Source organism: Chitinophaga pinensis DSM 2588 (assembly GCF_000024005.1).
GTDB lineage: Bacteria > Bacteroidota > Bacteroidia > Chitinophagales > Chitinophagaceae > Chitinophaga > Chitinophaga pinensis.
Map to the genome: position 1 here is coordinate 1,843,214 of NC_013132.1, position 26,488 is coordinate 1,869,701.

The following is a 26,488-nucleotide window of genomic DNA, read 5'->3' on the forward strand; positions in this document are numbered from 1 at the left end:
CACACAAAGAGGGGGATTTATATTTGACTTTTCGTCGCATTGTTAAAATTGCAAATGTATAAGCGATTTTCCAATAGATAGAAGTAATGGATTATGGAATTGACCCTGCTCATGTGTAAGTTATTAACATCCCTGATTCAAGTACTGCTAAAAATGACCATGCCTGTCCCCGGATTTTCCAGAATCAGGAACAGGCATGTATAAAATGGAAAAATTTATCAGCATTCGGGGTGTAAACTGAATACCAGTTTACGCAGGATCTGCTTCAATGCGTCAGCATCCTGCTCACCGATGATCTCTGTATATTCAGCTTGTATCTCCTGGAAGCTTTCCGCCGCACAGATGATCAGTTTTTTGCCTTCATCTGTCAGAGAGATCACCGCTGCACGGGCATCGCTGAGGTGTTTACTGGTGTGAATAAAGCCGCCTGCTTCCAGGTTCTTCACTACTTTACTCATGGCCTGTTTCGTAATACGGGCTTTTCTTGCCAGTTCGTTGTTGATGATCCCTTGTGGATCTATATTCACTATCAGCACAAGGTCGCCCAGTTTGAAATTTGTGTAACCTTTCTGCTGTAGCTTTTGCATGATTCTACAATCCATGTCCTTTTTCAACAGACCTAACATTCTGATAAGACTCTGTTGACGTTGCGCCAGATGCTGCTCTAACTGCTCATCCAGTGAACTGTGCATATGATTGTTTTTTGGAGCTACTTAATAAATTGATCAGCCTTCTTTTATCCAGCTGCTTACTTTTTCGTTTCTAATCCCAACCTTATAAAGCTGCCAGTAGGCTGCAGGTGTGGACTTTCATTTACCCGAAATCGACCGTGCGATACCCAGTTCTAAGCCCCGGAGTTCCGCCAGTCCGCGTAAGCGGCCAATGGCACTGTAGCCGGGATTTGTTTTTTTGTGAAGATCATCCAGCATCTGGTGACCATGATCCGGCCGCATCGGGATAGAGATGTTCCGTTTGTGCATCACATTCAGAATAGCCCTTACCACTGCATACATATCCACATCGCCTTCCAGGTGATTGGCTTCATGGAAGTTGCCAATACTGTCGCGCTGTGTACTTCTCAGGTGTATAAAATGAATATGCTCACCCAGACGCTCCACCATACCAGGAAGGTCATTATCAGGGCGTACGCCATAGGAACCCGTGCAGAAACAAAGTCCGTTGGAGGCATAAGGTGCTGCTGCCAGCAATTCTCTTGCATCCTGCTCTGTACTTACGATCCTTGGCAGTCCCAGGATGGGGAATGGAGGATCGTCAGGATGGATCGCAAGTTTGATGCCTACTTCTTCTGCTACAGGTGCGATTTGTTGCAGGAAATAGAAAAGGTGCAGTTTCAGCTGTGTAGCGTCGATGCCTTTATACTTGTCGAGGGCTGCCTGGAAAAGTTCCAGTGAAAAGCTCTCTTCAGAACCTGGCAGACCTGCAATAATATTCTTTTGCAGTAATGCCTTTTCCGCATCGGTCATACTGTCGAAACGTTCCTTCGCCATTGAGATATCCGCAGGATCGTAGTCGTTTTCTGCACCCGGGCGTTGTAACATAAACAGGTCAAAAGCGAGGAATGCGGCTTTTTCAAAACGCAGCGCTTTAGATCCGTCAGCAACTGTATACGCGAGGTCTGTCCTTGTCCAGTCCAGCACCGGCATAAAGTTGTACGTCACTATATTGATGCCGCACTGCGCGAGGTTGCGCAGGGATTGCTGGTAATGCTGTATATATTCTTTGAACCTTCCACTCTGGGTTTTGATGTCTTCGTGAACGGGTACACTTTCAACCACTGACCAGGTAAGGCCTGCAGCTTCGATCGTTTCCTTTCGCTCTTGTATCTCCTCAACTGTCCAGATCTCTCCGTTCGGAACATGATGTAAGGCTGTTACAATACCAGTCGCTCCAGCTTGTTTGATATCAGCCAGGCTAACCGGATCATGCGGTCCGAACCAACGCCATGTCTGTTCCATTCTTAGCATACGCATATAAAGGTTTAAGCCCCAAAAATAGGACTTCCGGAAATTAATTAATGATTTAGTAATAAATGATTTCTTTCATGCTACAAGGTCAGTGTGGTGCTGTTGATCCTTTTTCAAGCTAAAATAAGCGTGTATTCCAATGGTTTATAAGCGCGCTGTCCTTGTAGAATTTTTGCAAACCTAAGAAAATCTAATGGGAACAACCAACGCTTCAGGAAATGATTGCCAGCATGATGTCCATTACATTCGTTTGCGTAGGTCCGGTTTTGATCAATCCGCCTGTTTTTTCAAAGAAATGCCAGGCGTTATTATGATACAGATAAGCATCTGCATCCAGCTCCTTTTCTATCGCTTTCTGCATCAGCTCTTTATCTGAAAAAGCCCCTGCTGCATCTGTCGGTCCATCCGTACCATCTGTACCGGCGCTGAGTATAAGAATGCCCGGAATATTTTCTAATAAAATGCCCGCAGCCAGCGCCAGTTGCTGATTCCGGCCACCAAGACCATCACCCTTTACCGTTACAGTACTTTCACCGCCCATGAGTATACATCCTGGTTTTTTACCTGGCCAGCTGCGTGCTGCACTGACCAGTTTTTCTGCCAGGTCAGTTGCCTGTCCGGTAGCCGTGGAACTAAGGATTTCAGTATCATATCCAAGGGATATTGCCTGCTTCTTTGCTGCCTCCAGCGCAATGTGATTACTACCTGTTAAAAAGTTATGCACATGTGCCAGATCCGCATGTCCGGGTTTAGGTGTTTCGGCAATTTTTCCTGCACATCCCTGTTGCAGATGTGCATGAATAACGGGTGGTAATTGCGATGTCAGCGCGTATTTATCAAGGACCGCCATCGCGTCTCCAAACGTGGACGGATCTGCTACGGTCGGACCGGAACCTATAATAGAAAGATCGTCGCCCACCACATCACTCAATATCAGACTGCACCAGGCTTTGGTATTGGCGAGTAAAGGCAGTTGTCCGCCTTTTACGGCTGACAGATGCTTGCGCACAATATTCATTTCGTAGATGTCTGCGCCGCTTTTCAGTAACAATGAAAAGACCTGTTGTACCTGTGCAAGATCTGCTCCTGCAGGATAATCTGCCAGCAGGGCAGAAGCGCCGCCGGAGAGCAGGAACAGGACAATATCTTCAGGACCGGTACTGCGTAATAAAGCGGCCATTTCTGCGGTCGCCTTTACACCGTTTTCGTCAGGTACAGGATGTGCTGCTTCCTTTAGTATAATATGCTTTAATGGTAATGCATGTTCATATTTTGTGATCACCAGCCCTTTTAGCTGCACGCCAGTCAGTATCTGTTCCAATGCCTGTGCCATGGAAGCCGCTGCTTTACCTGCACCGAATACCCATACTGTACTACCGTCTGTGATGTTAAACGACTGATCACAGACGCTTAATACACCATCCCTGCACCGTACATGCTGGTGCATGAGGTGTGCCGGTTGTACAGCCGCTACAGCTGCCTGGAATATTGAAATAGCATCTTCTCTCTGCATCCGCTCCTGAGATAAAAAAATAAGGATGCCTGTCAGCATCCTTATTCCATTCGTTTATAAAAAGCCCCTCTTAGCGGGCATTACGTTTCTGTTGTTTTTTGTCCATTCTGGCTTCCATCTGTTCTTTCTTCTTCAGTTCCCAGTCATTCCATTTTTTGTACTGATCTGCCGAGAGTACTGATTTGAAGCGTTGGTTTCTTTCCTCATTCAAGGCCTTCGCCTGTTGCATCTTGTCCTTTTTAGAAAGCGTCGTACTGCGTTTGAGCGCTTCCATGCGTTGCGTAATATCGGTATTGATGACGTGAATGTCTTTGTCCTGTTGTTTCGACAGGTTCAGCCGCCGGTCAAGTTTATCACTCATTTTATCCGCCCGCTGCTCCGGCGTAAAACGTACCTTCTTCACGGTGGAAGTATCCCTGTTTTGTGCCATGCTGCTGCCGCTCATTGCCAGAAAGAAGCATAATAACAGCCCACTGATGCGGATCATATAACTTTTCATAAAAAACGGGTTATTCTCTTGGTTAAATATAGGTAATTAACGCAATATTACTACCAGTCATCAAAAATCTGTTGAAATATGCAGAAGCCACATCAATCATTTGTTACTTTTAGGCCACAGCAGGTATTGCCCTCCCGGTAAGACCTTTCTGATTGTCAGGATACTATGAACCCAAAATCTAAATTGACAAACACAAGCCAATGAGTAATTTTTTTTCGCCGCGTAAGCGGTTGTCCCACCTGTGTCTGTTGCTGAGCGGTCTGCTGGCTGGCTCGTATGCTTCAGCGCAGGAAACTTTTCCGGTGAACGGCATCGCCGATCCCAGAGAAGGGTGTTATGCTTTTGTAAAAGCGACGATTGTAAAAAGCGCCGGTAATGTATTGAACAATGCCAGCCTCGTAATCCGTAACGGACGTATCGTCAGTGTTGGCAATGGTCCTGTTCCTAAAGACGCGGTAGTGATTGATTGCGAGGGTAAATATATCTATCCTTCTTTCGTAGATGCTTACAGCGATTATGGTACGCAGCCTGCAAAGAAAGCCGGCGGCGGATACAGAGGTGATCCGCAGTTCCTTTCTGCCACTAAAGGTGCATTCGGCTGGAACCAGGCAGTGAAGAGTGAAATAAATGCGGCTTCCGTATTCCAGGTAGATGGTACTGCTGCGGAGTCATTGAGAAATGCAGGTTTTGGTACCGTATTGTCTCATCAGCAGGATGGTATTGCCCGTGGTACGGGCGTACTGGTAACGCTGGCGGATGACCGCGAAAATAAAGTCCTGATCAAAGAAAAAGCCAGTGCGCAATTCTCATTCGATAAAGGTAGTTCTACCCAGAATTATCCCAGTTCTTTAATGGGCAGCATCGCCGTACTGCGTCAGACATTCCTGGACGCCCAATGGTATCAGTCACATCCTGCTAAAGAAGGGACAAACCTGACTTTACAGGCATGGAACGATAGCCGCGCTTTACCACAGATCTTCGACGTACAGGATAAATGGGATGCCCTGCGTGCAGATAAAGTAGGCGACGAATTCGGAGTACAATATATCATCAAAGCCAGTGGAAACGAATACCAGCGTATACCGGAAATGGTAGCTACCAAAGCTTCCTTTATCCTGCCGCTGAACTTCCCGCAGCCTATTGACGTAGAAGATCCGAACGATGCCCGCTTCGTGGCCCTCAGCGATATGAAACACTGGGAACTGGCGCCGACAGAAGCTGCTGCTTTTGAGAAAGCCAACATCCCTTTCTGCCTCACCGCTACCGGTCTGAAAGACCTGAAACAATTCCTGGGCGCTGTCAGAAAATCGATTGAGTACGGCCTCAGTGAACAAAAAGCCCTGGATGCGCTGACCCTCTCTGCAGCACGTATCATTAAAGCCGATGATCTCGTAGGCTCCCTGGAGCCGGGTAAACTAGCCAACTTCCTGGTTACTTCCGGTACCATCTTCAATGAAAATACCGTACTGTTCCAGAACTGGGTACAGGGTAAAAAATATATCATCAAAGACGAAGGCTGGAAAGACGTGCGCGGCACTTATACACTGACCCTGACGCCGGGTAATACGAAATATACCCTGCTGCTGAAAGGTACTGCCGCTACACCCACCTTGTCCCTCCTGCAACAGGATACACTGACTGGCTCGATCACGATCAATGATAAGCTGATCAAAATCGCCTTCCCTTTGAAAAAAGGTGGTGCACAACTGCGTCTGAGTGGTGTAGCTGGTACCAGCGAATGGAGTGGTACCGGTCTGGACACAGCCGGCAAATGGGTAAAATGGAATGCCTCCTTCAGTGCCGCTTACACCAGACAGGATACTGCAAAATCAAAATCAGCGCCACAGCTGGGTAATATGTACTATCCGTTCAATGGATATGGCTGGGAAGCCCTGCCTAAACAACAGGATATCCTGATCAAAAATGCGACTGTCTGGACCAACGAAAAAGAAGGTAAACTCGAAAACACAGACGTGCTGGTACGCAACGGTAAGATCGCTCAGATCGGTAAAAACCTGCCTGCCGGTAATGCACGTTTAATAGACGGTACAGGCAAACACCTGACGCCGGGTATTATCGACGAACACTCTCATATCGCTATTTCCAAAGGCGTGAATGAAGGAACGCAGTCCGTTACTTCAGAAGTGCGTATCGCGGACGTTGTGAACCCGGATGATGTGAATATCTACAGACAACTGAGTGGTGGGGTAACCGCTTCCCATCTGTTGCATGGTTCTGCCAATACGATCGGCGGACAAAGCCAGCTGATAAAACTGCGTTGGGGTGCTGATGCGGAAGAACTCAAATTCGCAGGATCAGATCCTTTTATCAAATTCGCATTGGGCGAAAACGTCAAACAATCCAACTGGGGCGAACGCCAGCGCGAGCGTTTCCCACAGACGCGAATGGGGGTTGAACAGGTACTCACAGATGCATTCACACGTGCGCGTGATTACGAAAAAGAAGGCGCCGGCAAACGTCGCGACCTGGAACTGGATGCATTAGTAGAAATCCTGAACAGCAAACGTTTCATTACCTGTCACTCTTATGTACAGAGCGAAATCAATATGCTCATGCATGTGGCAGATACCTTCCATTTCAAAATAAACACCTTTACACACATCCTGGAAGGCTATAAGGTAGCCGATAAAATGAAGCAACACGGTGCAGGTGCAGGTACCTTCGCTGACTGGTGGGCTTACAAGATGGAAGTACAGGACGCCATCCCTTACAATGCCACCATCATGCAACGCGTAGGGGTGAATGTAGCGATCAACTCTGATGATGCGGAAATGGCACGCAGACTGAACCAGGAAGCCGCCAAGAGCATCAAATACGGCGATATGACCGAAGAGGAAGCCCTGAAACTGGTGACCATCAACCCGGCAAAACTGTTGCACGTAGCTGAGCGTACCGGTAGTATCAAAACCGGTAAGGATGCCGACCTGGTACTCTGGAACGACAATCCGCTGAGCATTTATGCAAAGGCGGAAAAGACACTGGTAGACGGTATCGTATATTTCGACCGTGAGAAAGACCTGGAACTGCGTCAGCGTATCAGTGCTGAACGTAACCGCCTGGTGCTGAAAATGCTGAGTGAGAAGAAAAAAGGTACACCTACACAGAAAGCAGCTGCTTCCAGGGAGGAAATGTATCACTGTGAAGATCTGCAGGCTGGTCACCAGCAACGTCTGACAGATGGAAATAATGAATTGTAACCGCTGCACGCATCAATCAAACAACATGAAACGTAGTTTATTAACATATATCACCGCACTTTCCTGCTCTGCCGTAATGGCCCAGGAAACAATATACCCGGCGCCTCCGCAGGTAAAGCCGGTTTACCTGACCAATGCGACGATTCACATCGGTAACGGACAGGTGATCGAGAAAGGCTCCCTGTCTTTCGCTAATGGTAAGATCGTGGCTGTGGGCAGTAATCTGCCTGCTCCATCTGCAGACGTGAAGGTAATAGACCTGCAAGGGAAACATGTCTATCCGGGTGTGATCGCTCCGCTGACCACCGTAGGTCTGACGGAAGTCGAAGCCGTACGTTCTACCAATGACTTCAGCGAAGTAGGGGAGATCAATCCTTCTGTACGCTCACTGGTGGCTTATAACACTGACTCAAAAGTGATCAATACCCTTCGCTCCAACGGTATTCTGCTGGCACAGGTAACTCCTGAAGGCGGTATGATGCCTGGTTCCTCTTCCGTTGTACAGCTGGATGCGTGGAACTGGGAAGATGCTGCTTATAAGGCTGATGGCGCTATCCATTTCTATATGCCAAGCCTTTTGCCGCCGCCGGCTACGCCTGGCCGCTTCTCTATCACTAAAGACAGGGCGGAGGAATTTGCAGAAAAAACAGAAAAGGTACGTTCCTTCCTGAGCGAGGCGAAAGCCTATCTGCAGGAGGATAAACATACAGCCGTTAACCTGAAGTTTGAGGCAGTCCGCAAACTGTTCGCTAAACAACAGAAGCTGTTCATTCATTGTAACCTGGTGAAGGAAATGCTGGTAGCGGTGGACTTTGCAAAGGAATTTGGTATCGAAGTAGTCATCGCCGGTGGCGCTGATTCCTGGATGATCGCTGATGTACTGAAGCAAAACAACATCGCTGTAGTACTTGCCCAGCCGCATAGTTTGCCGGTGATGCAGGATGATGATGTAGACCAGCCATATAAAACAGCTGCACAACTGCAACAGGCAGGTGTACTGTTTTGCCTCAGTAATGAAGGGTTCTGGCAGCAACGCAACCTGCCCTTTGAAGCAGGTACCGCCAGCACTTACGGTCTTTCCAAGGAAGAAGCACTGGCAGCTGTTACACTGAATGCCGCTAAAATCCTGGGTATTGATAAAATTACCGGATCGCTGGAAACCGGTAAGGACGCCAATATTACTATCAGTACAGGCGATTTGCTTGATATGCGTAGCAGTGTAGTGACGCAGGCGTTTATTCAGGGAAGAGAAGTTAGCCTTGATAATAAACACAAACAGTTATATGAGCGTTATAAATATAAGTACGGACTGAAATAGCTGAAACTTATAACAGGCAAGGGGCCCGGTGTTGTACTAACAATACCGGGCCTTTTTCTTTTTTATATGGCATGAATTTTTATTGTTTCATACAAACACATTAATTCGATGGCAGCAATCCTCAAAAGAGAAGAGGCGATCAGAAAGGTCTCTGATCTGATTAACGATGTGCGGGTATGTATGTTTACTACCGTTGACGAGCACGGCCACGTTATTTCAAGACCTATGGCAACTGTAGACGTTGACAAAGAAGGGAATGTATGGTTCTTTTCCAATGAATATGCAGGTCAGGTGATGCAGATTTCAGAAAATAATGAGCTGAATCTGATTTATTCCCACCCGGGGCACAATACTTATTTAAACATCTTTGGTATCGGATCGATCGTGCTGGACCGTGAAAAAATGAAACAGTTGTGGACGCCGGCTGTTGAAGCGTGGTTCCCCGACGGTATTGACGATCCCCGGCTTTGTCTGTTGAAAGTAGATACGAAACAGGCCTGGTTCTGGGATAATTCTTCCAGCAAGATGGTGATCTTCTTTAATATGCTGACCTCAATCATCCGGGGAAGACGCTTTGAGGAAGGCGAGAAAGGAGAACTGGATATAGAATAGAACTATTATGGCAAATAAAAAGGGCTGACGTATCACAGATACGCCAGCCCTCGTGTTTATAAGTCAGACTTATTTTACAATTACCAGGTAGTAGTTGTTTTTTCCTCTCTGTACAAGGATGTACTTGTCGTTCAGCAGCAGGCTCTTATCTACCATCTTATCGATAGCGCTCACTTTCACCTTGTTGATGCTGATACCGTTGTTCTGAATCATTTTACGGGCTTCTCCTTTACTAGGCAGGATGTTGGTTTCTGCCAGGAAAGACAGGATATCCTTGCCTGCTTCCAGGTCAGCAGCAGCTACTGCTACCTGTGGTACGCCATCCATGATCTCCAGTAACTGAGACTCTGTCAGGGATTGCAGTACTTCAGCGGTATCGTTGCGGAACAGCAGATCGGATGCTTTCAGGGCAAATTCCAGCTCTGTCTGACCATGTACGAAGACGGTCAGTTCTTCTGCCAGTTTCTTCTGCAGCTGACGTTTACCCGGATCCTGGTCGTGTGCAGCGATCAGTGTATTGATCTCTTCCTGACCCAGGAAGGTGAATATCTTAATATAGTTCTTAGCGTCTTCGTCAGCCGTTTTTACCCAGAACTGGTAGAACAGGTAAGGAGACGTTTTCTGTGGATCCAGCCATATGTTCCCTCTTTCAGATTTACCGAATTTGCTGCCGTCTGCTTTTTTCAGCAGGGGACAGGTAAAGGCAAACGCCTCACCATTGGCTTTACGGCGTATCAGTTCAGTACCGGTTACGATGTTACCCCACTGGTCAGAACCACCCATCTGCAGTTTACAGTTCTTCGCTGTATACAGATGATAGAAGTCATACCCCTGGATCAGCTGGTAGGTGAATTCGGTAAAAGACATACCGCTGTCGCCTTCCAGTCTTCTTTTTACGGAATCCTTGGACATCATATAGTTAACGGTAATGTGTTTACCGGTATCGCGGATGAAGTCAAGGAAGGAGATATCTTTAAACCAATCGAAGTTATTCACCATTTCAGCGGCATTCGGCCTGGCAGGATCGAAGTCCAGGAACTTCTCCAGTTGTGCTTTGATACCATTCTGGTTGTGCGCCAGGGTATCCAGGTCAAGCATTTTACGCTCTTCTGCCTTGAAGGAAGGGTCGCCCACCATACCGGTAGCGCCGCCCACCAGTGCAAAGGGCTTATGACCGGCCCGCTGTAAATGTACGAGCAGCAGGATCGGTACCAGACTGCCTATATGAAGAGAGTCTGCCGTAGGGTCAAATCCTACATAAGCAGAAGTCATTTCTTTCAGTAATTGCTCCTCTGTGCCCGGCATTATATCCTGCACCATACCTCTCCAACGTAATTCCTCTATCAGGTTCATGATTAATTGGGATAATTTTTGCAAACGTAAGAAAAGAATTTTAAACGATATGGACGAAGCAGGGCATTGTGCCGGAAATTCGTACATTCAATTGTGGACAAAACCGCCATCTTTCTGTAAAGAGTACCATATGAAAAAGAGCTTGTTTTTAATTGCTGCGCTACTGGCAGCGGTGAATGTATTATTCGCACAGGACTGCAAAAACTACTATTATCTTCTGAATAACGCGGAGGTAGAAATGAGCATGTTCGACGCTAAAGGGACGACTGTAGCCAAGAATGTTTATAAAGTATTGTCTGTCAATAAAGAAGGGGGCTCTACGGTATCTGACTTCACAGTGACGACAAAAGACGCCAAAGGCGCCTCCCTGTCATCCGGCAAAGGAAAGTTCAAATGCACCGGCGGAGAAATCATGATCGATATGAAAATGTCTCTGCCGAATATGCCGCAGCTGAAAGACATGAAGATGGAGTCAGACGGTAGCGCATTTCTGAACTATCCCGCTACTTTGAAAGAAGGGCAGACCCTGCCGAATGGTTCATTTGAAATGAGCGGTAACGCTAATGGTATGGATATCAGTCTGCAATACCAGGTAACCGACCGTAAGGTAGCCGGTAAAGAGAAAATCACGACTGCCGGTGGCAGCTGGGAATGTTATAAGATCAATTATAAGATGAATCTCGGCCTGAAAATGATGGCGATGAACATGCCGATAGAAATGAATGCAACAGAGTGGTTTGCACCGGGTTTTGGAGTAGTGAAGACGGCTACGTTTAAAGATGGTAATCCGGTTGGACATATGGAGATCACGAGCTTTAAGAAGTAAGATATCAATTAGGAATTAGGAATTAAGAATTAAGAATTATTAAGGAATTGACATCCAGTTAAAGCAATTCTTATTCTAATAAATGGCAAAGAAAAAGGCGTTCATTATCAATGAACGCCTTTTTCTTTTGCGGAAGGAATTAATTATTCAATTCCTAATTCGTAATTCCTAATTTTTACAGCTGTTTAATACACTCCTTCAGGCTCTCTCTCCAATGAGGGATTTGAATACCAAAGGTTTCCTTTATTTTCTCCTTGTTCAGCACACTATATGCAGGTCTTTTGGCAGCTGTCGGATATTTGTCAGAAGTGATCGGTGCCACCGTGCAGGATGCATTGGTCAGTTCGCGGATCGCGACAGCAAAATCATACCAGCTGGTTACCCCTTCATTGCTATAGTGGTATACGCCACCATATTCGCCAGGTATATCCCATACTTTGGTCAGCACGGTCAGTACTACTTTAGCCAGGTCTACTGCATAAGTAGGCGTGCCTGTCTGGTCAAATACGACGTTCAGACTTTCTTTTTCCTGCATCAGCTCACGCATACGTTTTACGAAGTTGGCGCCGAATTCGGAATACAGCCAGGAAGTACGCAGTACGATCGTAGCAGGGTTGAAGCCGATGGCAGCACCTTCACCACGCAGTTTGGAACTACCGTAAATGCTGTTCGGACTGGCGTCATCTGTTTCTACATATGGCACATTCTGCTGGCCGTTGAATACGTAGTCGGTAGAGATGTGTACTAACTGCGTATTGTATTCAGCACAGATGGTAGCCAGGTTCAGCACTGCTTCAAAGTTCAGTTTGAAGGCGAATTCCTCGTCACTTTCGGCTTTATCCACAGCAGTATATGCTGCGCAGTTAACACAGGCATGTATTTCCTGCTGTGAGAAAAAATTGCGGACAGCTTCTTCACTGGTGATATCCAGTTCGTTGAAGTCTGTGTATACGAAGTTAAACCCCGGATAGTCCGCAGTTACTTTTTTAATTGCCTGTCCCAGCTGGCCATTGGCGCCGGTTATCAGAATATTTTTCATTACTTATCTGAATTGTAAACAAAGTTATGCGTGCAGTTTTCAAGCGTCGGTAGTATCACGTCTTTTTCTGATACCAGCGCATCTGTCAGACTAATACCCCAGTCGATGTTCAGGGCAGGATCATTGTAAATGATACCACCTTCACTGGCTTTATGATAGAAGTTATCCACCTTGTACATCACTTCTGCGGTCTCACTCAGTACGGAATAGCCGTGGGCAAATCCTTTCGGTACCAGCAGCTGCTTTTTGTTTTCCGCACTCAGTTCGATGGTGAATACCTTACCGTAGGTTGGAGAGCCCTTGCGGATATCTACTGCTACGTCGATAATACGACCTTCCAGGACTCTTACCAGTTTGGTCTGTGCATGTGGCTCCTGCTGGTAATGTAAACCTCTCAGTACGCCATAAGTGGACCTTGCCTGGTTATCCTGTACGAATTTCAGTTGCAGGCCCTGTTGCAGGAAAGCCTGTTCGCTGTAACTCTCAAAAAAATAGCCACGGTTATCGTTGAATACCCGTGGTTCATATACTAACAGATCAGGGATCCCTGTTTCAGTAAAAGGCATATAGTTGATTATCTCTTTTGATACTGGTCACTGTAATATTCCTGGTATGCGCCGCTGGTGACGTGGTCGAGCCATTCTTCGTTGGTAAGGTACCATTCAACGGTTTTTTCCAGGCCTTCTTCAAACTGAAGGGAAGGCGCCCAGCCCAGTTCTTTATTGAGTTTGGTAGCGTCAATGGCGTAACGGAGATCGTGTCCTGCGCGGTCTTTCACAAAAGTGATCAGTTGTGCGGAGGTACCCGGAGCACGGCCCAGTTTTTTATCCATGACAATGCACAGCAGGTTAATCAGATCGATGTTTTTCCATTCATTGAAACCACCGATGTTATAGGTTTCGCCCAAGCGGCCATTATGGAAAATCGTGTCGATAGCCCGGGCGTGGTCTTCTACAAACAGCCAGTCGCGTACATTCTCACCTTTACCATATACAGGTACCGGCTTGTTATTTTTGATATTGTGGATCGCCAGCGGAATTAACTTTTCCGGGAAATGGTGTGATCCGTAGTTGTTGGAGCAGTTGGAGATGATCGCAGGCAGGTGATACGTGTGATAATATGCCATCACGAAGTGATCGGAGCTTGCTTTGGATGCAGAATACGGAGAGCGGGGATCATAAGCGGTTTCCTCGGTAAAGAAACCTTCGTCGCCCAGACTGCCATATACTTCATCTGTAGATACATGGTAGAACAGTTTCCCTTCGTAATTGTCTTTCCAGTATTTGCGGGCTGCATTCAGCAGGGTAGCGGTACCCAATACGTTAGTTTTGATGAATGCCAGCGGGTCCATGATAGACCTGTCCACGTGGCTTTCTGCTGCCAGATGGATTACGCCATCAAAAGAGTAGGTTGTAAACAGTTCATCTATGAATGCTTCATCCGTAATATCACCTTTCACAAAGGTATAATTGGACTTGTCCTTAATATCTTTGAGGTTTTCAAGATTGCCTGCATAAGTCAGCGCATCCAGATTGACAATCTGATAATGAGGGTACTTATTCACAAATAATCTCACGACATGGGAGCCTATAAAACCAGCGCCACCGGTGATGAGTATGGTGTTGTGCATAATGATTATTTAATTACAGACAATGTATAAATTGCAAATGAACCACTGCTTTTAACGACAGTGGTTCATGCAAAAACGAATTATTTATTTAATGCTTCTTTGAAGTATTCATAAGTCACCTTCAGTCCTTCTTTCCTATCTACTTTCGGCGCCCATCCTAGCAGTTCCTGTGCCTTGGTGATATCTGGTTTTCGCTGCTTCGGATCATCTTTTGGAAGCGGTTGGAATACGATCTTCTGCTTGCTGTTGGTCAGTGCGAGAATTTCTTCTGCAAATTCCAGCAGGGTGATCTCCGAAGGGTTACCGATATTCACCGGCAGGTGGTAGTCGCTCAGTAATAAGCGGTAAATGCCGTCTACCAGGTCAGATACATAACAGAATGAACGGGTTTGAGAACCATCGCCAAAAACGGTCAGATCCTGACCCGTCAGCGCCTGGCTCATAAATGCAGGTAATGCACGACCGTCGTTGAGTCGCATACGCGGACCATAAGTGTTGAAGATCCTGATGATCCTGGTATCAACATTATGGAAGTTATGATATGCCATGGTGATAGACTCCATGAAGCGTTTTGCTTCGTCATATACACCACGCGGACCAACCGGGTTTACGTTACCCCAGTACTCTTCCGGCTGCGGATGTACGTTAGGGTCGCCATACACTTCAGAAGTGGATGCCACCAGGATGCGTGCCTTTTTTTCTTTGGCAAGACCCAGCAGATTGTGTGTACCGAGTGAACCTACCTTTAATGTCTGGATAGGCATTTTCAGATAGTCGATCGGACTTGCCGGTGATGCAAAATGTAAGATGTAATCCAGGTCGCCTGGTACGTGTACAAATTTGCTTACATCATGGTGATAGTATTCAAATTCCGGTAAAGGAAAGAGATGTTCTATGTTTTTGATATTGCCGGTCAGGAGATTATCCATTCCCACTACCCGATATCCTTCGGCGATGAAACGATCACAGAGGTGTGAACCCAGGAAGCCGGCTGCGCCGGTAATCAGAACTCTTTTCATATTAACAGGCATTGATAGGGGTGATGATAATTAATTGTTTGTAGCCGCGCGTCCTACGCTTTCATAATGGTAGCCAAGTTCTTCCATCCTGAATACATCAAACAGGTTTCTTCCGTCGAATATGACCTTGTTTTTCAGCGTACTGCCGATTTTATCGAAATCAGGTGTTCTGAACACGCTCCATTCTGTGGCAATAATCAGTGCATCTGCATTCACCAGGCAATCGTACTGGTTAGTTGCATAAGTTACTTTATTACCGATCAGGCGTTCAACGTTGCTGCTTGCTTCCGGATCAAATACAGAAACGGTTGCTCCGGCAGCCACGAGTGCGTCGATCATATATAACGCCGGTGCTTCACGGATATCGTCTGTATTAGGTTTGAATGCCAGTCCCCACAGTGCGAAATGTTTGCCTTTCAGGTCATTGTTAAACCATGCGCTGATTTTCGGCATGAGGAACAGTTTCTGGCGCTCATTCACGTCCATCACTGCATTCAGTATTTTGAAATCGTAGTCTGCATCTTCTGATGATTTCACCAGTGCCTGTACGTCTTTAGGGAAGCAGCTGCCGCCATAACCGATACCAGGGAACAGGAAGCGTTTACCGATCCTGTCGTCACTACCTACGCCTCTGCGTACCATGTCAACGTCAGCGCCGAGTTTCTCACACAGGATCGCTATTTCGTTCATGAAAGAGATCTTGGTAGCGAGGAATGAGTTCGCTGCGTATTTGGTCAGTTCAGCAGATTTTTCATCCATGAACAGGATCGGATTACCCTGACGTACAAATGGAGCAAACAGGTCGCCCATTACTTTACGCGCTCTTTCAGAGCGCGTACCGATCACAACACGGTCAGGTTTCATAAAGTCGTCTACTGCCACACCTTCACGCAGGAATTCCGGATTGGAAACTACGTCAAAAGGATGAGAACAGTTCTTTGCGATCGCCGCATGTACCAGTTCAGCGGTACCTACCGGTACGGTACTTTTATCGATGATCACTTTATAATCAGTGATGATTTTACCCATATCATCCGCTACACGTAAAATGTAGGACAGATCAGCAGATCCGTCTTCTCCCGGAGGAGTAGGCAAGGCAAGGAATATAACATCTCCGTGGGCGACACCCTCCGCGAGACTTGTTGTGAAGTGTAAACGTCCTTCCTTCAGGTTACGTTCGAACAGTTTTTCGAGTCCTGGTTCGTAAATGGTGATCTGTCCGTTGGAAAGTTTATTGACCTTGTTCACGTCGATGTCAACGCAGGTAACGTCATTGCCCGTTTCTGCAAAACAAGTGCCGGTCACTAGTCCCACGTAACCTGTGCCTACTACTGTAATTTTCATTTGGAGTTTTGATTTAAGAATGATTTAACTGAATCGATGATGTATTGGAGCTGATCTGCATCCATTTCAGTATGTATTGGTAAGGAAATGACCTTAGAAGTCAGGTCATCTGTAACAGGAAGATTGAAGGCAGCTCCGCCGAAGTCCTCGAACATTTTCTGGCGGTGTGCTGGTACAGGGTAGTAAATCATCGCAGGAACCCCTTTTTCCTGGAGGTATTGTTGTAACGCGTAACGATCTGCACCATTCAGTTGCAGGGTATATTGATGATACACATGATAACTGTTGCTCGCTCTGAATGGAGTAGTGATTTCAGGGATACCGGCAAATCCGGCATCATATGCATCAGCCACCGCACGGCGGGCTTTGATATATTCGTCCAGTAGCGGCAATTTGATATTGAGGACCACTGCCTGTAAGGTATCGAGACGGGAGTTTACACCTACTACATCATGATAGTAACGTGCTGATTGTCCGTGGTTGGCAACCATTCTGATTTTAGCAGCCAGCGCATCGTCATTGGTGAAGAGTGCCCCGCCATCTCCGTAACATCCCAGGTTCTTGGAAGGGAAGAAGGAAGTACAGCCTATCTGGCCGATGGCTCCCAACATCTTTTTGCTGCCATCAGCGAAGGTATAATGACCACCGATAGCTTGCGCATTGTCTTCAATAACAGGAATATTATATTTTCCGGAGATTGCCATGAGCGGTTCCATATCAGTCGCATGGCCGTACAGGTGCACCGGAACGATCGCCTTTGTTTTAGGGGTGATCGCTTTCTCTACCTGCTCAGGATCAAGACAGAACGTCTTTGGATCTACATCTACAAACACAGGTTTCAGACGTAACAATGCAATCACCTCTGCTGTCGCGATAAACGTAAAGGAAGGAGTAATCACTTCATCACCGGGAGCCAGATCTAATGCCATCATCGCAATTTGCAGAGCGTCGGTACCATTGGCACAAGGAATCACATGTTTAACACCGAGGTAACTCTGCAGTGCATTGGTGAATTGTTGTACAGGTGCGCCATTGATAAAAGCAGCATTTTCCAGCACTTCGGTCATCGCAGCGTCAACCTGCGGCTTTATTTTCAAGTATTGGCGTTTTAAATCCACCATTTGAATAGGAACCATGAGTGGGATAGATATTTTGTTTAAAGTGAGCAAATTTACAAATTTTGACATAGGAAGGGCAGTATCTTTGCGCCTGATCCAAAAAACAGTAAAAGTACGTTCAGGCATGCCGGCAAGCACTATAATATATGATCTGGGAATAAGAGGTTACAGGGCTGCTGTAGGGCTGGCCGCCACTACAGGGAATGCCAAAGCCCGCCGCTGGGTGGATGGTCGCCGCAACTGGCGGCAATCCTTAGAACAGCACCTGCCCGTAGGCGGTCCCATCGTTTGGATACATGCCGCCTCCCTGGGAGAATTTGAACAGGGGCGCCCCGTCCTGGAAGCCATCCGGCAGGAATACCCCGGTTGCAAAATACTGCTGACCTTCTTTTCCCCTTCAGGATATGAGGTCCGTAAAGACTATCCGGGCGCTGATCACGTATGCTATTTACCGTTGGATACCCGGCAGAATGCCCGGGATTTTATCAGACTGGTCAGACCGTCACTGGCCATTTTTATTAAATATGAGTTCTGGTACCATATGCTGACCGCCCTGCACAGGGAAAAAGTGCCGGTGCTGCTGGTATCGGGTATATTCAGGCCCGGACAACTGTTTTTTAAGCCATATGGCGGCATGTTCCGCCGTTTGCTGCAACAGCTGACCTACATTTTTGTGCAGAATAAGGAATCCGTACAATTGCTGGAACAGGCAGGCATTGCGAATGTAGCCCTGGCCGGCGATACCCGCTTTGACAGGGTATGGGCCTTACAGGAAGAGAACAGAGAGGTACCCGGTATCGCTGCGTTTATAGGTACGCGGCAGGCAATTATTGCCGGCAGTACCTGGGAAGAGGATGAAACCTTACTGGCCGACTGGTGGAAAAAACAGTCCCGGGAAGGCCGTTGCCTGATCATTGCACCACATGAAATAGAGTCCGCCCATATCAATAAACTGCTGGCACTGTTTCCAGCGGCTATACCTTATACTGATTGGGTGAAACAACCCGGAAAAGAGGGAAAAGTCTTGCTGATAGATAATGTGGGAATGTTGTCGGCGCTATATCGTTATGCCACTGTCACCTATGTGGGCGGCGGCTTTGGAAAAGACGGTATTCATAATATACTGGAACCCGCCACTTATGGGAAACCGGTGGTATTCGGCCCCATATTCCATAAATTTCCTGAAGCGGCAGCATTGATTGCGGCCGGTGGTGGCATCAGTATTCATGATCTGCAAACCCTTGATGTACAGTTGGAGAAACTCCTGCAGGACAATGATTCCTGTTTGCATACAGGAGCACAGGCAAAAAAATATGTTGCTGATAATAAAGGCGCTACCGGTAAGGTACTACGCTATATTCAGGAAAAACGCTTCTTAACAAGGTTGTAGAATTGTCTTACAGTACGGTTTTCGTCATCCCATCCCTGGCGGATCTTCAGTTCTCTTTCTATCCAGTATTCAGCTTCCTGTAAAGAATGTAATTCATTGATCGTCCTTACAGAACGTTCATAGGTATCCACATCCCCACGGAATAATTCCTGGATAAACTGAAACTTGTCATTGATGCCGATGGCCTGACGCAGATCCTTCACAGGCATATCTCCCAGTCTGTCTGCCACCTCAGCATGACTCTGCCGCCAGCGGTCATTCAGGGAAGTCGAACTCTGAGCTACCAGCTGATTCAGCTCTTTCAGCTCCTTGCGTACACCATTGGTTTCAGGCTTATATGCCTTTTCTCCGTTTCCGTTGACTACGGGAGCAGTCGCCGGAGTTACCTGTTGCTGAGATTGGGAGTTACCATATATCGTGATGAAAGCTGGTTTCCTTTCTTCTGGTATTGCTTCAGATTTGGGAGCAGGCATTGGCTCAACCGGTTTGGGCATAGACGTATGATGACGCGGTAAAGTCAACGTAGATGCGGCAGCTGGAGCAGCTGCGGGTACTGGAACGGGTTGTGGGCGTTCTTCCTGTACAATTGGTTCGGGTGATGTCGCTACAGGTGTTTCTACTGTAATAGTGGCCGGACCTGTTCCTGTGGTAAGCGGAGCTGTCGGGAGAATCACGGCTATATGGCGATCCTGTTTTTTCTGTTGTGCGCGTTCCTGCTCTCTTTCCAGGGTTCTTGCGTGCAGAATTTCAGCCTGCAGCAGTTGCACATAGTAAGAAATGGACTGTAAGCCAGCATTTGAATTCTTTAGTTCCTGTAACTTATCAATTAATGCACTTATTTTTTCCATAGCAGTAAAAAAATAAATTGAAAGCAAAATGCGTTCCATGCCTTAATTGTTAACGCGATATGGGGGAATTTATTTTATTTGCATAAAGTTAGAGCTTTTTAATTACTTGTAAATCAAAATACTAAGATATGTTTATTGAACCTTCTCTTGCGGGAGGGCGAAGGGGTTGGATAGAAGTGATCTGCGGCTCAATGTTTTCCGGAAAAACGGAGGAATTGATCAGAAGATTGAAACGGGCCCGGATAGCCAATTTGAAAGTGGAAATCTTTAAACCGATGATAGATACACGATATGATGTACAACATATTGTGTCTCACGATGAAAGTCGTATCATCAGCACGCCGCTGGAAAATTCACAGCAGATCCTGCTGCTCGCGCAGGAAGTAGATGTTGTGGGGATTGATGAAGCGCAGTTTTTTGATGGAGAATTGCCTGAAGTATGCGATCAACTGGCCCTGAGAGGGATCAGGGTGATCGTTGCCGGTTTGGATATGGATTTTTTGGGTAAACCATTCGGACAAATGCCCTTCCTGCTGGCCAAAGCCGACTATATTACCAAACTACACGCGATATGTGTGAAATGCGGCAATATCGCCAACTACTCTTACCGCAAAAGTAAAGACAGTCATACCGTGTTATTGGGAGAAACAGATCTCTACGAACCACGATGCCGGCACTGTTATTACGAAGGTGTTGAATAATACTGAAAAGCGTTCCTCTCAAAGGGACGCTTTTTTTATTCCCCCTCAATAATTCCCCTCAATAATCCCCCCCTCAATAATCCCCCCCTCAATAATCCCCCCCTCAATAATCCCCCCTCAATAATCCCCCTCAATAATCCCCCTCAATAATCCCCCCCTCAATAATTCCTCCTTATCGATCTCCGCTGCATTCCAATTCTTAATTCTTAATTCCTAATTCCTAATTCTTTCCTATACTTCGCCGGACTCACCCCATTATACTTTCTAAACTGCCGGCTCAGATGACTTTCATCTGTGAATCCCAGCTCACCCGCAATCTGGCTCACTGTAAGCGCACTATAGGCCAGTCGCTGCTGCACCAGTTTCATCCTGTAATGTGTGATGTAATGTTGCAGACTCTCGCCTGTGAACTTCCTGAAATATTCACCCACATAATTCTCCGAAAGATTGAATAAAGCGGCCAGCTGCTCAACCCTTAATTGTTCAGGGTCGGCAATATGTTGCCGGATATGTAGTAAGATCCTGTCTATCAGTGGTTCAGATAGTTCTTCGCTGTTGCCGCCAGCCGCACTGTCAGCCACATTACGGGCAAGTATATTCAATAGCAGTGTTACGAAATGTTGGAGATTTTCTTCCCGGTAAGGCTGCCGCTGTTCGTATTCACTGACCATATTCTCCATCAGCATCTTGATCATCTGGCAATCTCCCGGCTGCTTTACCAGTAACTCCTGGAAACGGTTATGGTGAAAGAAGATATGTTCCAGCTGTTTCAGCCATTGTGCAATACGTGCTTTGTCCTGTGGTGTCTTACATTTACCCAGAAAGCCTTCTGAAAAACGGATCGAACAGAAACGGGTGGCTGTTTTTATATCAAAGCCCCGGCAGTCCCTTGGCGTAAACAGAAAGATACTTCCCTTGTGATACGGAAAGGTATTCATGTTCGTGATACGGTCGCCTTCTCCCTCCAGTATCTGTACGATCTCAAAGAAATGATAGACCAGCGGTCGCTGTTCCCAGCACTCCATATCTGATACATACAATTCAAAAGGTTCGTAAAGTACTTTCTGTTCCATACCTGCCAATTTACAGGAAAAACCCCGCTTTGTCACTGTTCCCCCGAACCGGGCGCAGGTAATTTTGAGGTACAAAAGAATAGCATATGAACTCAGAAAAGAAACTGCTGACATCATTGATCACCCCATCCCTCACATTTTCAAACAGGGTAGTGATGGCGCCCATGAGCAGAAGACGTTCTTCTAACGGCGTACCTGGTGCAACGGCACATATTTACTACGGACAAAGAGCAGGCGCTGGTTTGATCATTGCAGAAAATAGTGCGGTAGCAGCCAATGGTATCGGGTACCTGGACGCACCGGGTATTTATAATGAAGAGCAGAAAGCAGCCTGGAAAAAGGTGGTAGAGGAAGTCCATGCAGCCAATGGTAAGATCTTTATTCAGCTGGTACATACAGGCCGTATTGGTCATCCGCTTAATCACGAAAACAGTGCGCAACTGGTAGCACCTTCTGTTGTAAGAGCAGCAGGAGAAATGCGCGTTCCCGGAGATCTACATTTATCTATACCAGCCCCCTTGGAACTCAGCACTGCTGAAACGCAGGAAACGGTACAGGCTTTTGTAAAGGCAGCTTTAAACGCGATAGAAGTAGGTTTTGATGGGGTTGAAGTACATGGTGCACATGGTTTTCTCATAGAACAGTTCCTGCATCCGCATACCAATCAGAGAACAGACCAATACGGCGGATCTATCGCTAACCGTGCGCGTTTCCTGCTGGAAGTGACGCAGGGTATTGCTGACGCAATAGGGAAGGAGCGTACAGGTATCCGTTTATCACCTTTTGCCGTACTCAATGACCTGCCTGCCTATACGGAGGAACTGGCAACTCATCAACATATTACGGCTGCGCTGGAGGAAATGGGTATTCTTTATATCCACCTGTCCAGTCAACCATTGAACGGACAGCCATCCATTACAGCAGACTATATCAGGGATCTGAGAAGTCATTTCAGTAAGCTGTTGATCGTCGCGGGTACGCAAACGGAAGCTTCTGCTGAAGCTTTACTACAGGCAGGATTGGTGGATCTGGTGGCATTTGGTCGTCCGTTTATCGCCAATCCGGACCTGGTGGAACGTTTCAGGCAAAATCAGCCTTTAAGTCCGGGAGATGTGGACACTTTTTATCAGGGAGGAGATAAGGGCTATGTGGATTATCCTGTATGGTGTGAAAAAGCAGACCCTTGTAAGGTATAAAAGAAAAGACCGCCCCATAGAGGCGGTCTTTTTCAAATATGTTAAACGGCTCAGGCGCTTGCCTTGACCTTGAAGGTGAATTTCTTCTGTGTCAGGTAACTGAATCCCACTACGAATATGGTTGTCAGTACTTTAGAAATGGTCGGGTAGATATGAAAATACTCTACGAACAACTTCATGAAACCGTAGTTCAGACAGATGCAGATGCCTACCAGCATGAAATACCTTACCAGTTGTACACGTCCTCTCAGGTTGGATTCTGAGAATACGATAAACTTGCTCAACAGGAACCCTGTCGGGAATGTCACGATCATCGCCATAAACAATGCGGCAATGTGCGCACTGATGGTGAAGATGCTGAATTGTACCGGGGTTTCGTGCAGTATAAAGTGAAAACTGACGTAATACAATAGGATATCCATAGCCGTATTACCACTGCCACAGGCGAGGTAACGGAAGGTCTGCAGCGGCATTAGCTTCGCAAACGGCTGGTAAAAAAAATCTAGCACCAATAAAATGAACCTTTTCATAAAATAGTTGTACAGGGCAAAACTAGTCAGTTTTACCGTTACTGTATTGCGCTTTTGGATTATCTTAACAATTTCCTGTTTTTCCAAAGTTTTGGCTGCCCGTTCAAAGGTTGCTGCCTGATCCGACGCTGTTGTTCCTGCCATACCTGTACCGCCAGGATAGCTGCCGCCTTTGCCGCCTCGGGATCTCTCTGGTCCAGTGATTGTGGTGTAAAGTATTTTCCGATAAAGTTTGTGTCAAAAGCGCCTTCAATAAATGCAGGCTGTTGTAGTGCCCAGCGGCCGAACGGCAATGTGGTGCGGATGCCTTTCACCTGGTATTCAGCGATAGCGCGTAACAAACGCTCGCGGGCTTCTTCCCGGTTTGCGCCCCATGCTATCAGCTTGGCAATCATAGGATCGTAGTAGATCGGAATGTCCATGCCTTGTTCATAACCATCATCTACGCGTACACCGTATCCCTGCGGACGAACATACGTCGTTAGTGTACCGGTATCCGGAAGGAAGTTATTGGCCGGGTCTTCTGCACAAACGCGCAGTTCGATGGCGTGTCCGTTTATTTTGAGATCCTGCTGACTGAAAGACAATTTTTCTCCCCTGGCTACCCTGATCTGTTCCTTGACCAGGTCCAGTCCGGTAATCATTTCTGTTACAGGATGTTCTACCTGCAGACGGGTGTTCATCTCCAGGAAATAGAATTTCAGCTTTTCGTCTACAAGAAATTCGACAGTGCCGGCGCCGTAATACTGGCAGGCACGGGCTACGTCCAGGGCACAATTACCCATGGCTTCCCGGATGTCGGGCGTCAGGCAGGAAGAAGGTGCTTCTTCTATGAGTTTCTGGTGTCTGCGCTGTATAGAGCACTCACGTTCAAATAGATAGACATAGTTTCCGTGCTGGTCGCCCAGTACCTGAATTTCTATATGGCGTGGGGAACCCACATATTTTTCAATGAATACGGCATCGTCTCCGAAGGCGTTCATGGCTTCACTTTTGGCCAGTCTGATCTGTTCCTCGAGTTCTTCAGGAGCGTTTACCACCCGCATTCCCTTACCGCCGCCACCGGCCGACGCCTTGATCAGGATCGGGAAACCGGTCTTCTGTACCACTTCTCTGGCTTCTTCCAGACTGCGTAAAGGCGTTTCCGTACCAGGTACCATAGGTACTCCAAAGCGCTGGGCGGCCTGTTTAGCCGCCAGCTTGCTACCCATCATTTCGATGGCAGATGCGCTGGGGCCGATGAAAGTGAGTCCGGCATCTTTAACGGCCTGAGAAAAACGTGCATTCTCGCTGAGGAAACCATAACCGGGGTGGATGGCGTCTGCGCCGGTTTGCCGGGCTGCGCCGATGATCTTATCGATCAGCAGGTAGGACTGGCTGGAGGGTGCCGGACCTATACATACCGCCTCGTCCGCATACTGCACGAAAGGCATTGAACGGTCGGCTTCGGAATATACAGCTACTGTCGCGATCCCCATTTCCCGGGCAGATCGCATAATCCGCAGTGCAATTTCACCACGGTTGGCTACCAGTATTTTTTTCATGGAAGCGAATATAAGTGATTCTACTATCTTTGCCACCTCATGAAATCCAGTGCCTTCAGACAAACACTTACCTTAGTAAAAAAGGACATTTTGCTCGAATTACGACAGAAATATGCCTTTTATGGTATCCTCCTATATATTATATCTACCGTGTTTGTAATAAATCTGATGATTGACAAACCGGAAGAAAAGATCTGGAATGCCCTGTTCTGGGTGGTGCAGCTGTTTGTGGCGGTGAACGCGATTGCTAAAAGTTTTGTGCAGGAAAACAGGGGCCGTCTTTTATACTTCTATTCTCTGGTACATCCCCGTAGTTTTATTGCGGCCAAACTGATCTACAATATCATACTCATGTCAGTGATGACATTAATTACCATGGGATGTTGTATGCTATTCCTGGGCAATCCCGTGACCAGTTTCTGGTATTTCCTGGGGGTAATTCTCCTGGGAGGGATCAGTCTTTCTCTGCTTTTTACGATGCTGGCGGCTATTGCAGCCCAGGCTAATCAGAATGCGGCGCTGATGGCGATTATGGGTTTCCCGATAATGCTTCCTTTGCTGATGCTGCTCTCCAATATTGCAAAGTCTTCTTTTATAACGGTTTATCAACCAGGTTTGCCCAAGATGTTCCTGATGATGGGCAGCATGGATATATTAATCATTGCCCTGTCCTTAGTGTTATTTCCTTTCTTGTGGAAAGATTAGCAACAGTTGTAAGGATGACGGGAAACAGGTTACTGAATTTTGTGATTAGTGATAAAACCTGTAGGTTTGCCCCCAATATAGTTGGTTTAAAATGGCAAAGCATTGGTGGAAAGCTCTAGCAGTAATTATCCTCGTATACGTTATCATCGCAGGATTTACTATTGAGATACCGATTATCGGCACAAACGGGCAGTCTTCCCGCGGCCTTTTCTTTCACGTTCCCATGTGGATATGCATGTATACCATGTTCACTATCTCCGTGATCAATTCCGTTCTCTATCTTTCTAAATACGATCTTCGTAGAGATGCATACGCAAGTTCTGCTGCGAGTGTTGGGGTGTTTTATGGCATCCTGGGCTTCGCCACGGGTACATTATGGGCGACCTATACCTGGGGTGGTTCCTTTACCCGCGATCCTAAACAGATGCTGACGGCTGTCGCACTCATGATCTATATGGCTTACCTCGTATTACGTTTGTCCATTCCGGACATCGATAAGCGTGCGAGGATCTCTGCCGTGTTTAACATTTTCGCATTTGCTTTGTTGATTCCCTTAACGTATATCATCCCGCGCATGGTCGATTCCCTGCATCCCGGAAGCGCCACCACGCCTGGATTTGCATCCAGTGACACCGACAACCACATGAAATGGGTTCTCTATCCTGCCTTCATTGGTTGGACCCTGCTGAGTGTATGGATTTACACACTGCTTGTACGGTACAAAAAATTAGAGCTAAAAAATATTTTTAAATGATCAACAAAGCGTTTTCTTTCTGCTGTACCTGCCTGCTGTTACTCATTTCCCTGTTTGCTAATGCACAGGAAAATCAAAATCAGAATACAGAGACAGGACCTGTCAACGAATTTTTTCGCAGCAATGGCAAGATCTATGTGATAGTAGGTGTGCTGCTGATCATCTTTATCGGGATTGTTATATTTTTAATAGCACTGGACAGAAAGATCAGCAAGCTGGAACAAAGAGATAACAGTTTGCAGGGCAAATAAGTCCAACTACATATATATATTA

General features: G+C 46.7%; 25 protein-coding genes. 10 read left to right on the top strand and 15 right to left on the bottom strand.

Features of this window, described 5'->3' with window-relative positions:
- Positions 1–218: 218 nt before the first annotated feature.
- The 4 genes from CPIN_RS07535 to CPIN_RS07550 form a co-directional block, all read right to left on the bottom strand.
- The gene (locus tag CPIN_RS07535; RefSeq protein ID WP_012789173.1) at positions 219–692 is read right to left on the bottom strand and encodes a MarR family winged helix-turn-helix transcriptional regulator; all 474 of its coding nucleotides are present in this window, start codon (positions 690–692) and stop codon (positions 219–221) included.
- A 117-nt stretch (positions 693–809) separates the two neighbouring features.
- Complete coding sequence (uxuA, locus tag CPIN_RS07540) at positions 810–1,991, bottom strand: mannonate dehydratase (protein WP_012789174.1); 1,182 nt, start codon at positions 1,989–1,991, stop codon at positions 810–812.
- A gap of 205 nt (positions 1,992–2,196) precedes the next feature.
- The gene (locus tag CPIN_RS07545) at positions 2,197–3,498 is read right to left on the bottom strand and encodes a glycerate kinase type-2 family protein (protein WP_044221070.1); all 1,302 of its coding nucleotides are present in this window, start codon (positions 3,496–3,498) and stop codon (positions 2,197–2,199) included.
- 70 nt (positions 3,499–3,568) lie between these two features.
- Positions 3,569–3,997: a DUF4890 domain-containing protein gene (locus CPIN_RS07550; protein ID WP_044218085.1), complete on the bottom strand. Its 429-nt coding sequence runs from the start codon at positions 3,995–3,997 to the stop codon at positions 3,569–3,571.
- Positions 3,998–4,197: 200 nt separating this feature from the next.
- Here CPIN_RS07550 and CPIN_RS07555 point away from each other — a divergent pair, with 200 nt between their 5' ends.
- The 3 genes from CPIN_RS07555 to CPIN_RS07565 all read left to right on the top strand — a co-directional run bounded on the left by CPIN_RS07555 (position 4,198) and on the right by CPIN_RS07565 (position 9,145).
- The gene (locus tag CPIN_RS07555) at positions 4,198–7,215 is read left to right on the top strand and encodes an amidohydrolase family protein (protein ID WP_012789177.1); all 3,018 of its coding nucleotides are present in this window, start codon (positions 4,198–4,200) and stop codon (positions 7,213–7,215) included.
- 25 nt (positions 7,216–7,240) lie between these two features.
- On the top strand, positions 7,241–8,533 hold the full coding sequence (locus CPIN_RS07560; protein WP_012789178.1) for an amidohydrolase family protein: 1,293 nt from the start codon (positions 7,241–7,243) through the stop codon (positions 8,531–8,533).
- 108 nt (positions 8,534–8,641) lie between these two features.
- Positions 8,642–9,145 (top strand): pyridoxamine 5'-phosphate oxidase family protein, encoded by a 504-nt coding sequence (locus tag CPIN_RS07565; protein ID WP_012789179.1) that lies wholly within the window; start codon positions 8,642–8,644, stop codon positions 9,143–9,145.
- Between the two features lie 69 nt (positions 9,146–9,214).
- On the opposite strand, the gene tyrS is transcribed toward CPIN_RS07565, so the two are convergent.
- Positions 9,215–10,498 carry a tyrosine--tRNA ligase gene (tyrS, locus tag CPIN_RS07570; RefSeq protein WP_012789180.1) on the bottom strand — a complete coding sequence of 428 codons (1,284 nt, stop codon included), beginning with the start codon at positions 10,496–10,498 and terminating at the stop codon, positions 9,215–9,217.
- 130 nt (positions 10,499–10,628) lie between these two features.
- On the opposite strand from tyrS, the gene CPIN_RS07575 reads away from it, so the two are divergent.
- A complete protein-coding gene (locus tag CPIN_RS07575; protein WP_012789181.1) occupies positions 10,629–11,324 on the top strand; it encodes a TapB family protein in 696 nt (231 codons plus the stop codon).
- A gap of 175 nt (positions 11,325–11,499) precedes the next feature.
- Here CPIN_RS07575 and rfbD read toward each other — a convergent pair whose 3' ends face one another.
- The 6 genes from rfbD to CPIN_RS07605 all read right to left on the bottom strand — a co-directional run bounded on the left by rfbD (position 11,500) and on the right by CPIN_RS07605 (position 17,492).
- Positions 11,500–12,363 (bottom strand): dTDP-4-dehydrorhamnose reductase, encoded by an 864-nt coding sequence (gene rfbD / locus CPIN_RS07580; protein WP_012789182.1) that lies wholly within the window; start codon positions 12,361–12,363, stop codon positions 11,500–11,502.
- On the bottom strand, positions 12,363–12,929 hold the full coding sequence (gene rfbC, locus CPIN_RS07585) for a dTDP-4-dehydrorhamnose 3,5-epimerase (RefSeq protein ID WP_012789183.1): 567 nt from the start codon (positions 12,927–12,929) through the stop codon (positions 12,363–12,365). Before rfbC ends, rfbD begins: the two co-directional genes overlap by 1 nt.
- A gap of 8 nt (positions 12,930–12,937) precedes the next feature.
- Entirely contained in the window at positions 12,938–13,993 is a 1,056-nt protein-coding gene (gene rfbB, locus CPIN_RS07590; RefSeq protein ID WP_012789184.1) for a dTDP-glucose 4,6-dehydratase, read from the bottom strand.
- Positions 13,994–14,073: 80 nt separating this feature from the next.
- A complete protein-coding gene (locus tag CPIN_RS07595) occupies positions 14,074–15,012 on the bottom strand; it encodes a UDP-glucuronic acid decarboxylase family protein (RefSeq protein ID WP_044221072.1) in 939 nt (312 codons plus the stop codon).
- A 30-nt stretch (positions 15,013–15,042) separates the two neighbouring features.
- Complete coding sequence (locus CPIN_RS07600) at positions 15,043–16,356, bottom strand: UDP-glucose dehydrogenase family protein (RefSeq protein WP_012789186.1); 1,314 nt, start codon at positions 16,354–16,356, stop codon at positions 15,043–15,045.
- Positions 16,353–17,492 carry a DegT/DnrJ/EryC1/StrS family aminotransferase gene (locus tag CPIN_RS07605; RefSeq protein WP_012789187.1) on the bottom strand — a complete coding sequence of 380 codons (1,140 nt, stop codon included), beginning with the start codon at positions 17,490–17,492 and terminating at the stop codon, positions 16,353–16,355. Before CPIN_RS07605 ends, CPIN_RS07600 begins: the two co-directional genes overlap by 4 nt.
- Positions 17,493–17,598: 106 nt before the next feature.
- Here CPIN_RS07605 and CPIN_RS07610 point away from each other — a divergent pair, with 106 nt between their 5' ends.
- Positions 17,599–18,864, top strand: a complete 1,266-nt coding sequence (locus CPIN_RS07610) for a 3-deoxy-D-manno-octulosonic acid transferase (protein ID WP_012789188.1) — start codon at positions 17,599–17,601, stop codon at positions 18,862–18,864.
- Here the strand turns inward: CPIN_RS07610 and CPIN_RS07615 are convergent.
- Positions 18,834–19,712, bottom strand: coding sequence for a DUF8457 domain-containing protein (locus tag CPIN_RS07615; protein ID WP_044218092.1), 879 nt, complete (start codon positions 19,710–19,712; stop codon positions 18,834–18,836). The genes CPIN_RS07610 and CPIN_RS07615 overlap by 31 nt on opposite strands.
- 128 nt (positions 19,713–19,840) lie before the next feature.
- Here CPIN_RS07615 and CPIN_RS07620 point away from each other — a divergent pair, with 128 nt between their 5' ends.
- Positions 19,841–20,413, top strand: coding sequence for a thymidine kinase (locus CPIN_RS07620; protein WP_012789190.1), 573 nt, complete (start codon positions 19,841–19,843; stop codon positions 20,411–20,413).
- A 206-nt stretch (positions 20,414–20,619) separates the two neighbouring features.
- Here the strand turns inward: CPIN_RS07620 and CPIN_RS07625 are convergent, their stop codons facing one another.
- Positions 20,620–21,486, bottom strand: a complete 867-nt coding sequence (locus tag CPIN_RS07625; protein WP_012789191.1) for an AraC family transcriptional regulator — start codon at positions 21,484–21,486, stop codon at positions 20,620–20,622.
- An 86-nt stretch (positions 21,487–21,572) separates the two neighbouring features.
- Between CPIN_RS07625 and CPIN_RS07630 the strand changes: the two genes are divergently transcribed.
- Complete coding sequence (locus CPIN_RS07630; protein ID WP_012789192.1) at positions 21,573–22,682, top strand: alkene reductase; 1,110 nt, start codon at positions 21,573–21,575, stop codon at positions 22,680–22,682.
- Between the two features lie 50 nt (positions 22,683–22,732).
- Here CPIN_RS07630 and CPIN_RS07635 read toward each other — a convergent pair whose 3' ends face one another.
- The gene (locus CPIN_RS07635) at positions 22,733–23,212 is read right to left on the bottom strand and encodes a GtrA family protein (protein WP_012789193.1); all 480 of its coding nucleotides are present in this window, start codon (positions 23,210–23,212) and stop codon (positions 22,733–22,735) included.
- 59 nt (positions 23,213–23,271) lie between these two features.
- Complete coding sequence (gene accC / locus CPIN_RS07640; protein ID WP_012789194.1) at positions 23,272–24,756, bottom strand: acetyl-CoA carboxylase biotin carboxylase subunit; 1,485 nt, start codon at positions 24,754–24,756, stop codon at positions 23,272–23,274.
- Positions 24,757–24,795: 39 nt separating this feature from the next.
- On the opposite strand from accC, the gene CPIN_RS07645 reads away from it, so the two are divergent.
- The 3 genes from CPIN_RS07645 (at position 24,796) to CPIN_RS07655 (ending at position 26,466) form a co-directional block, all read left to right on the top strand.
- A complete protein-coding gene (locus tag CPIN_RS07645; protein WP_012789195.1) occupies positions 24,796–25,461 on the top strand; it encodes a heme exporter protein CcmB in 666 nt (221 codons plus the stop codon).
- Positions 25,462–25,552: 91 nt separating this feature from the next.
- Positions 25,553–26,215, top strand: a complete 663-nt coding sequence (gene ccsA, locus CPIN_RS07650) for a cytochrome c biogenesis protein CcsA (RefSeq protein ID WP_012789196.1) — start codon at positions 25,553–25,555, stop codon at positions 26,213–26,215.
- On the top strand, positions 26,212–26,466 hold the full coding sequence (locus CPIN_RS07655) for a CcmD family protein (RefSeq protein WP_012789197.1): 255 nt from the start codon (positions 26,212–26,214) through the stop codon (positions 26,464–26,466). Before ccsA ends, CPIN_RS07655 begins: the two co-directional genes overlap by 4 nt.
- The last annotated feature ends 22 nt before the right edge of the window (positions 26,467–26,488 follow it).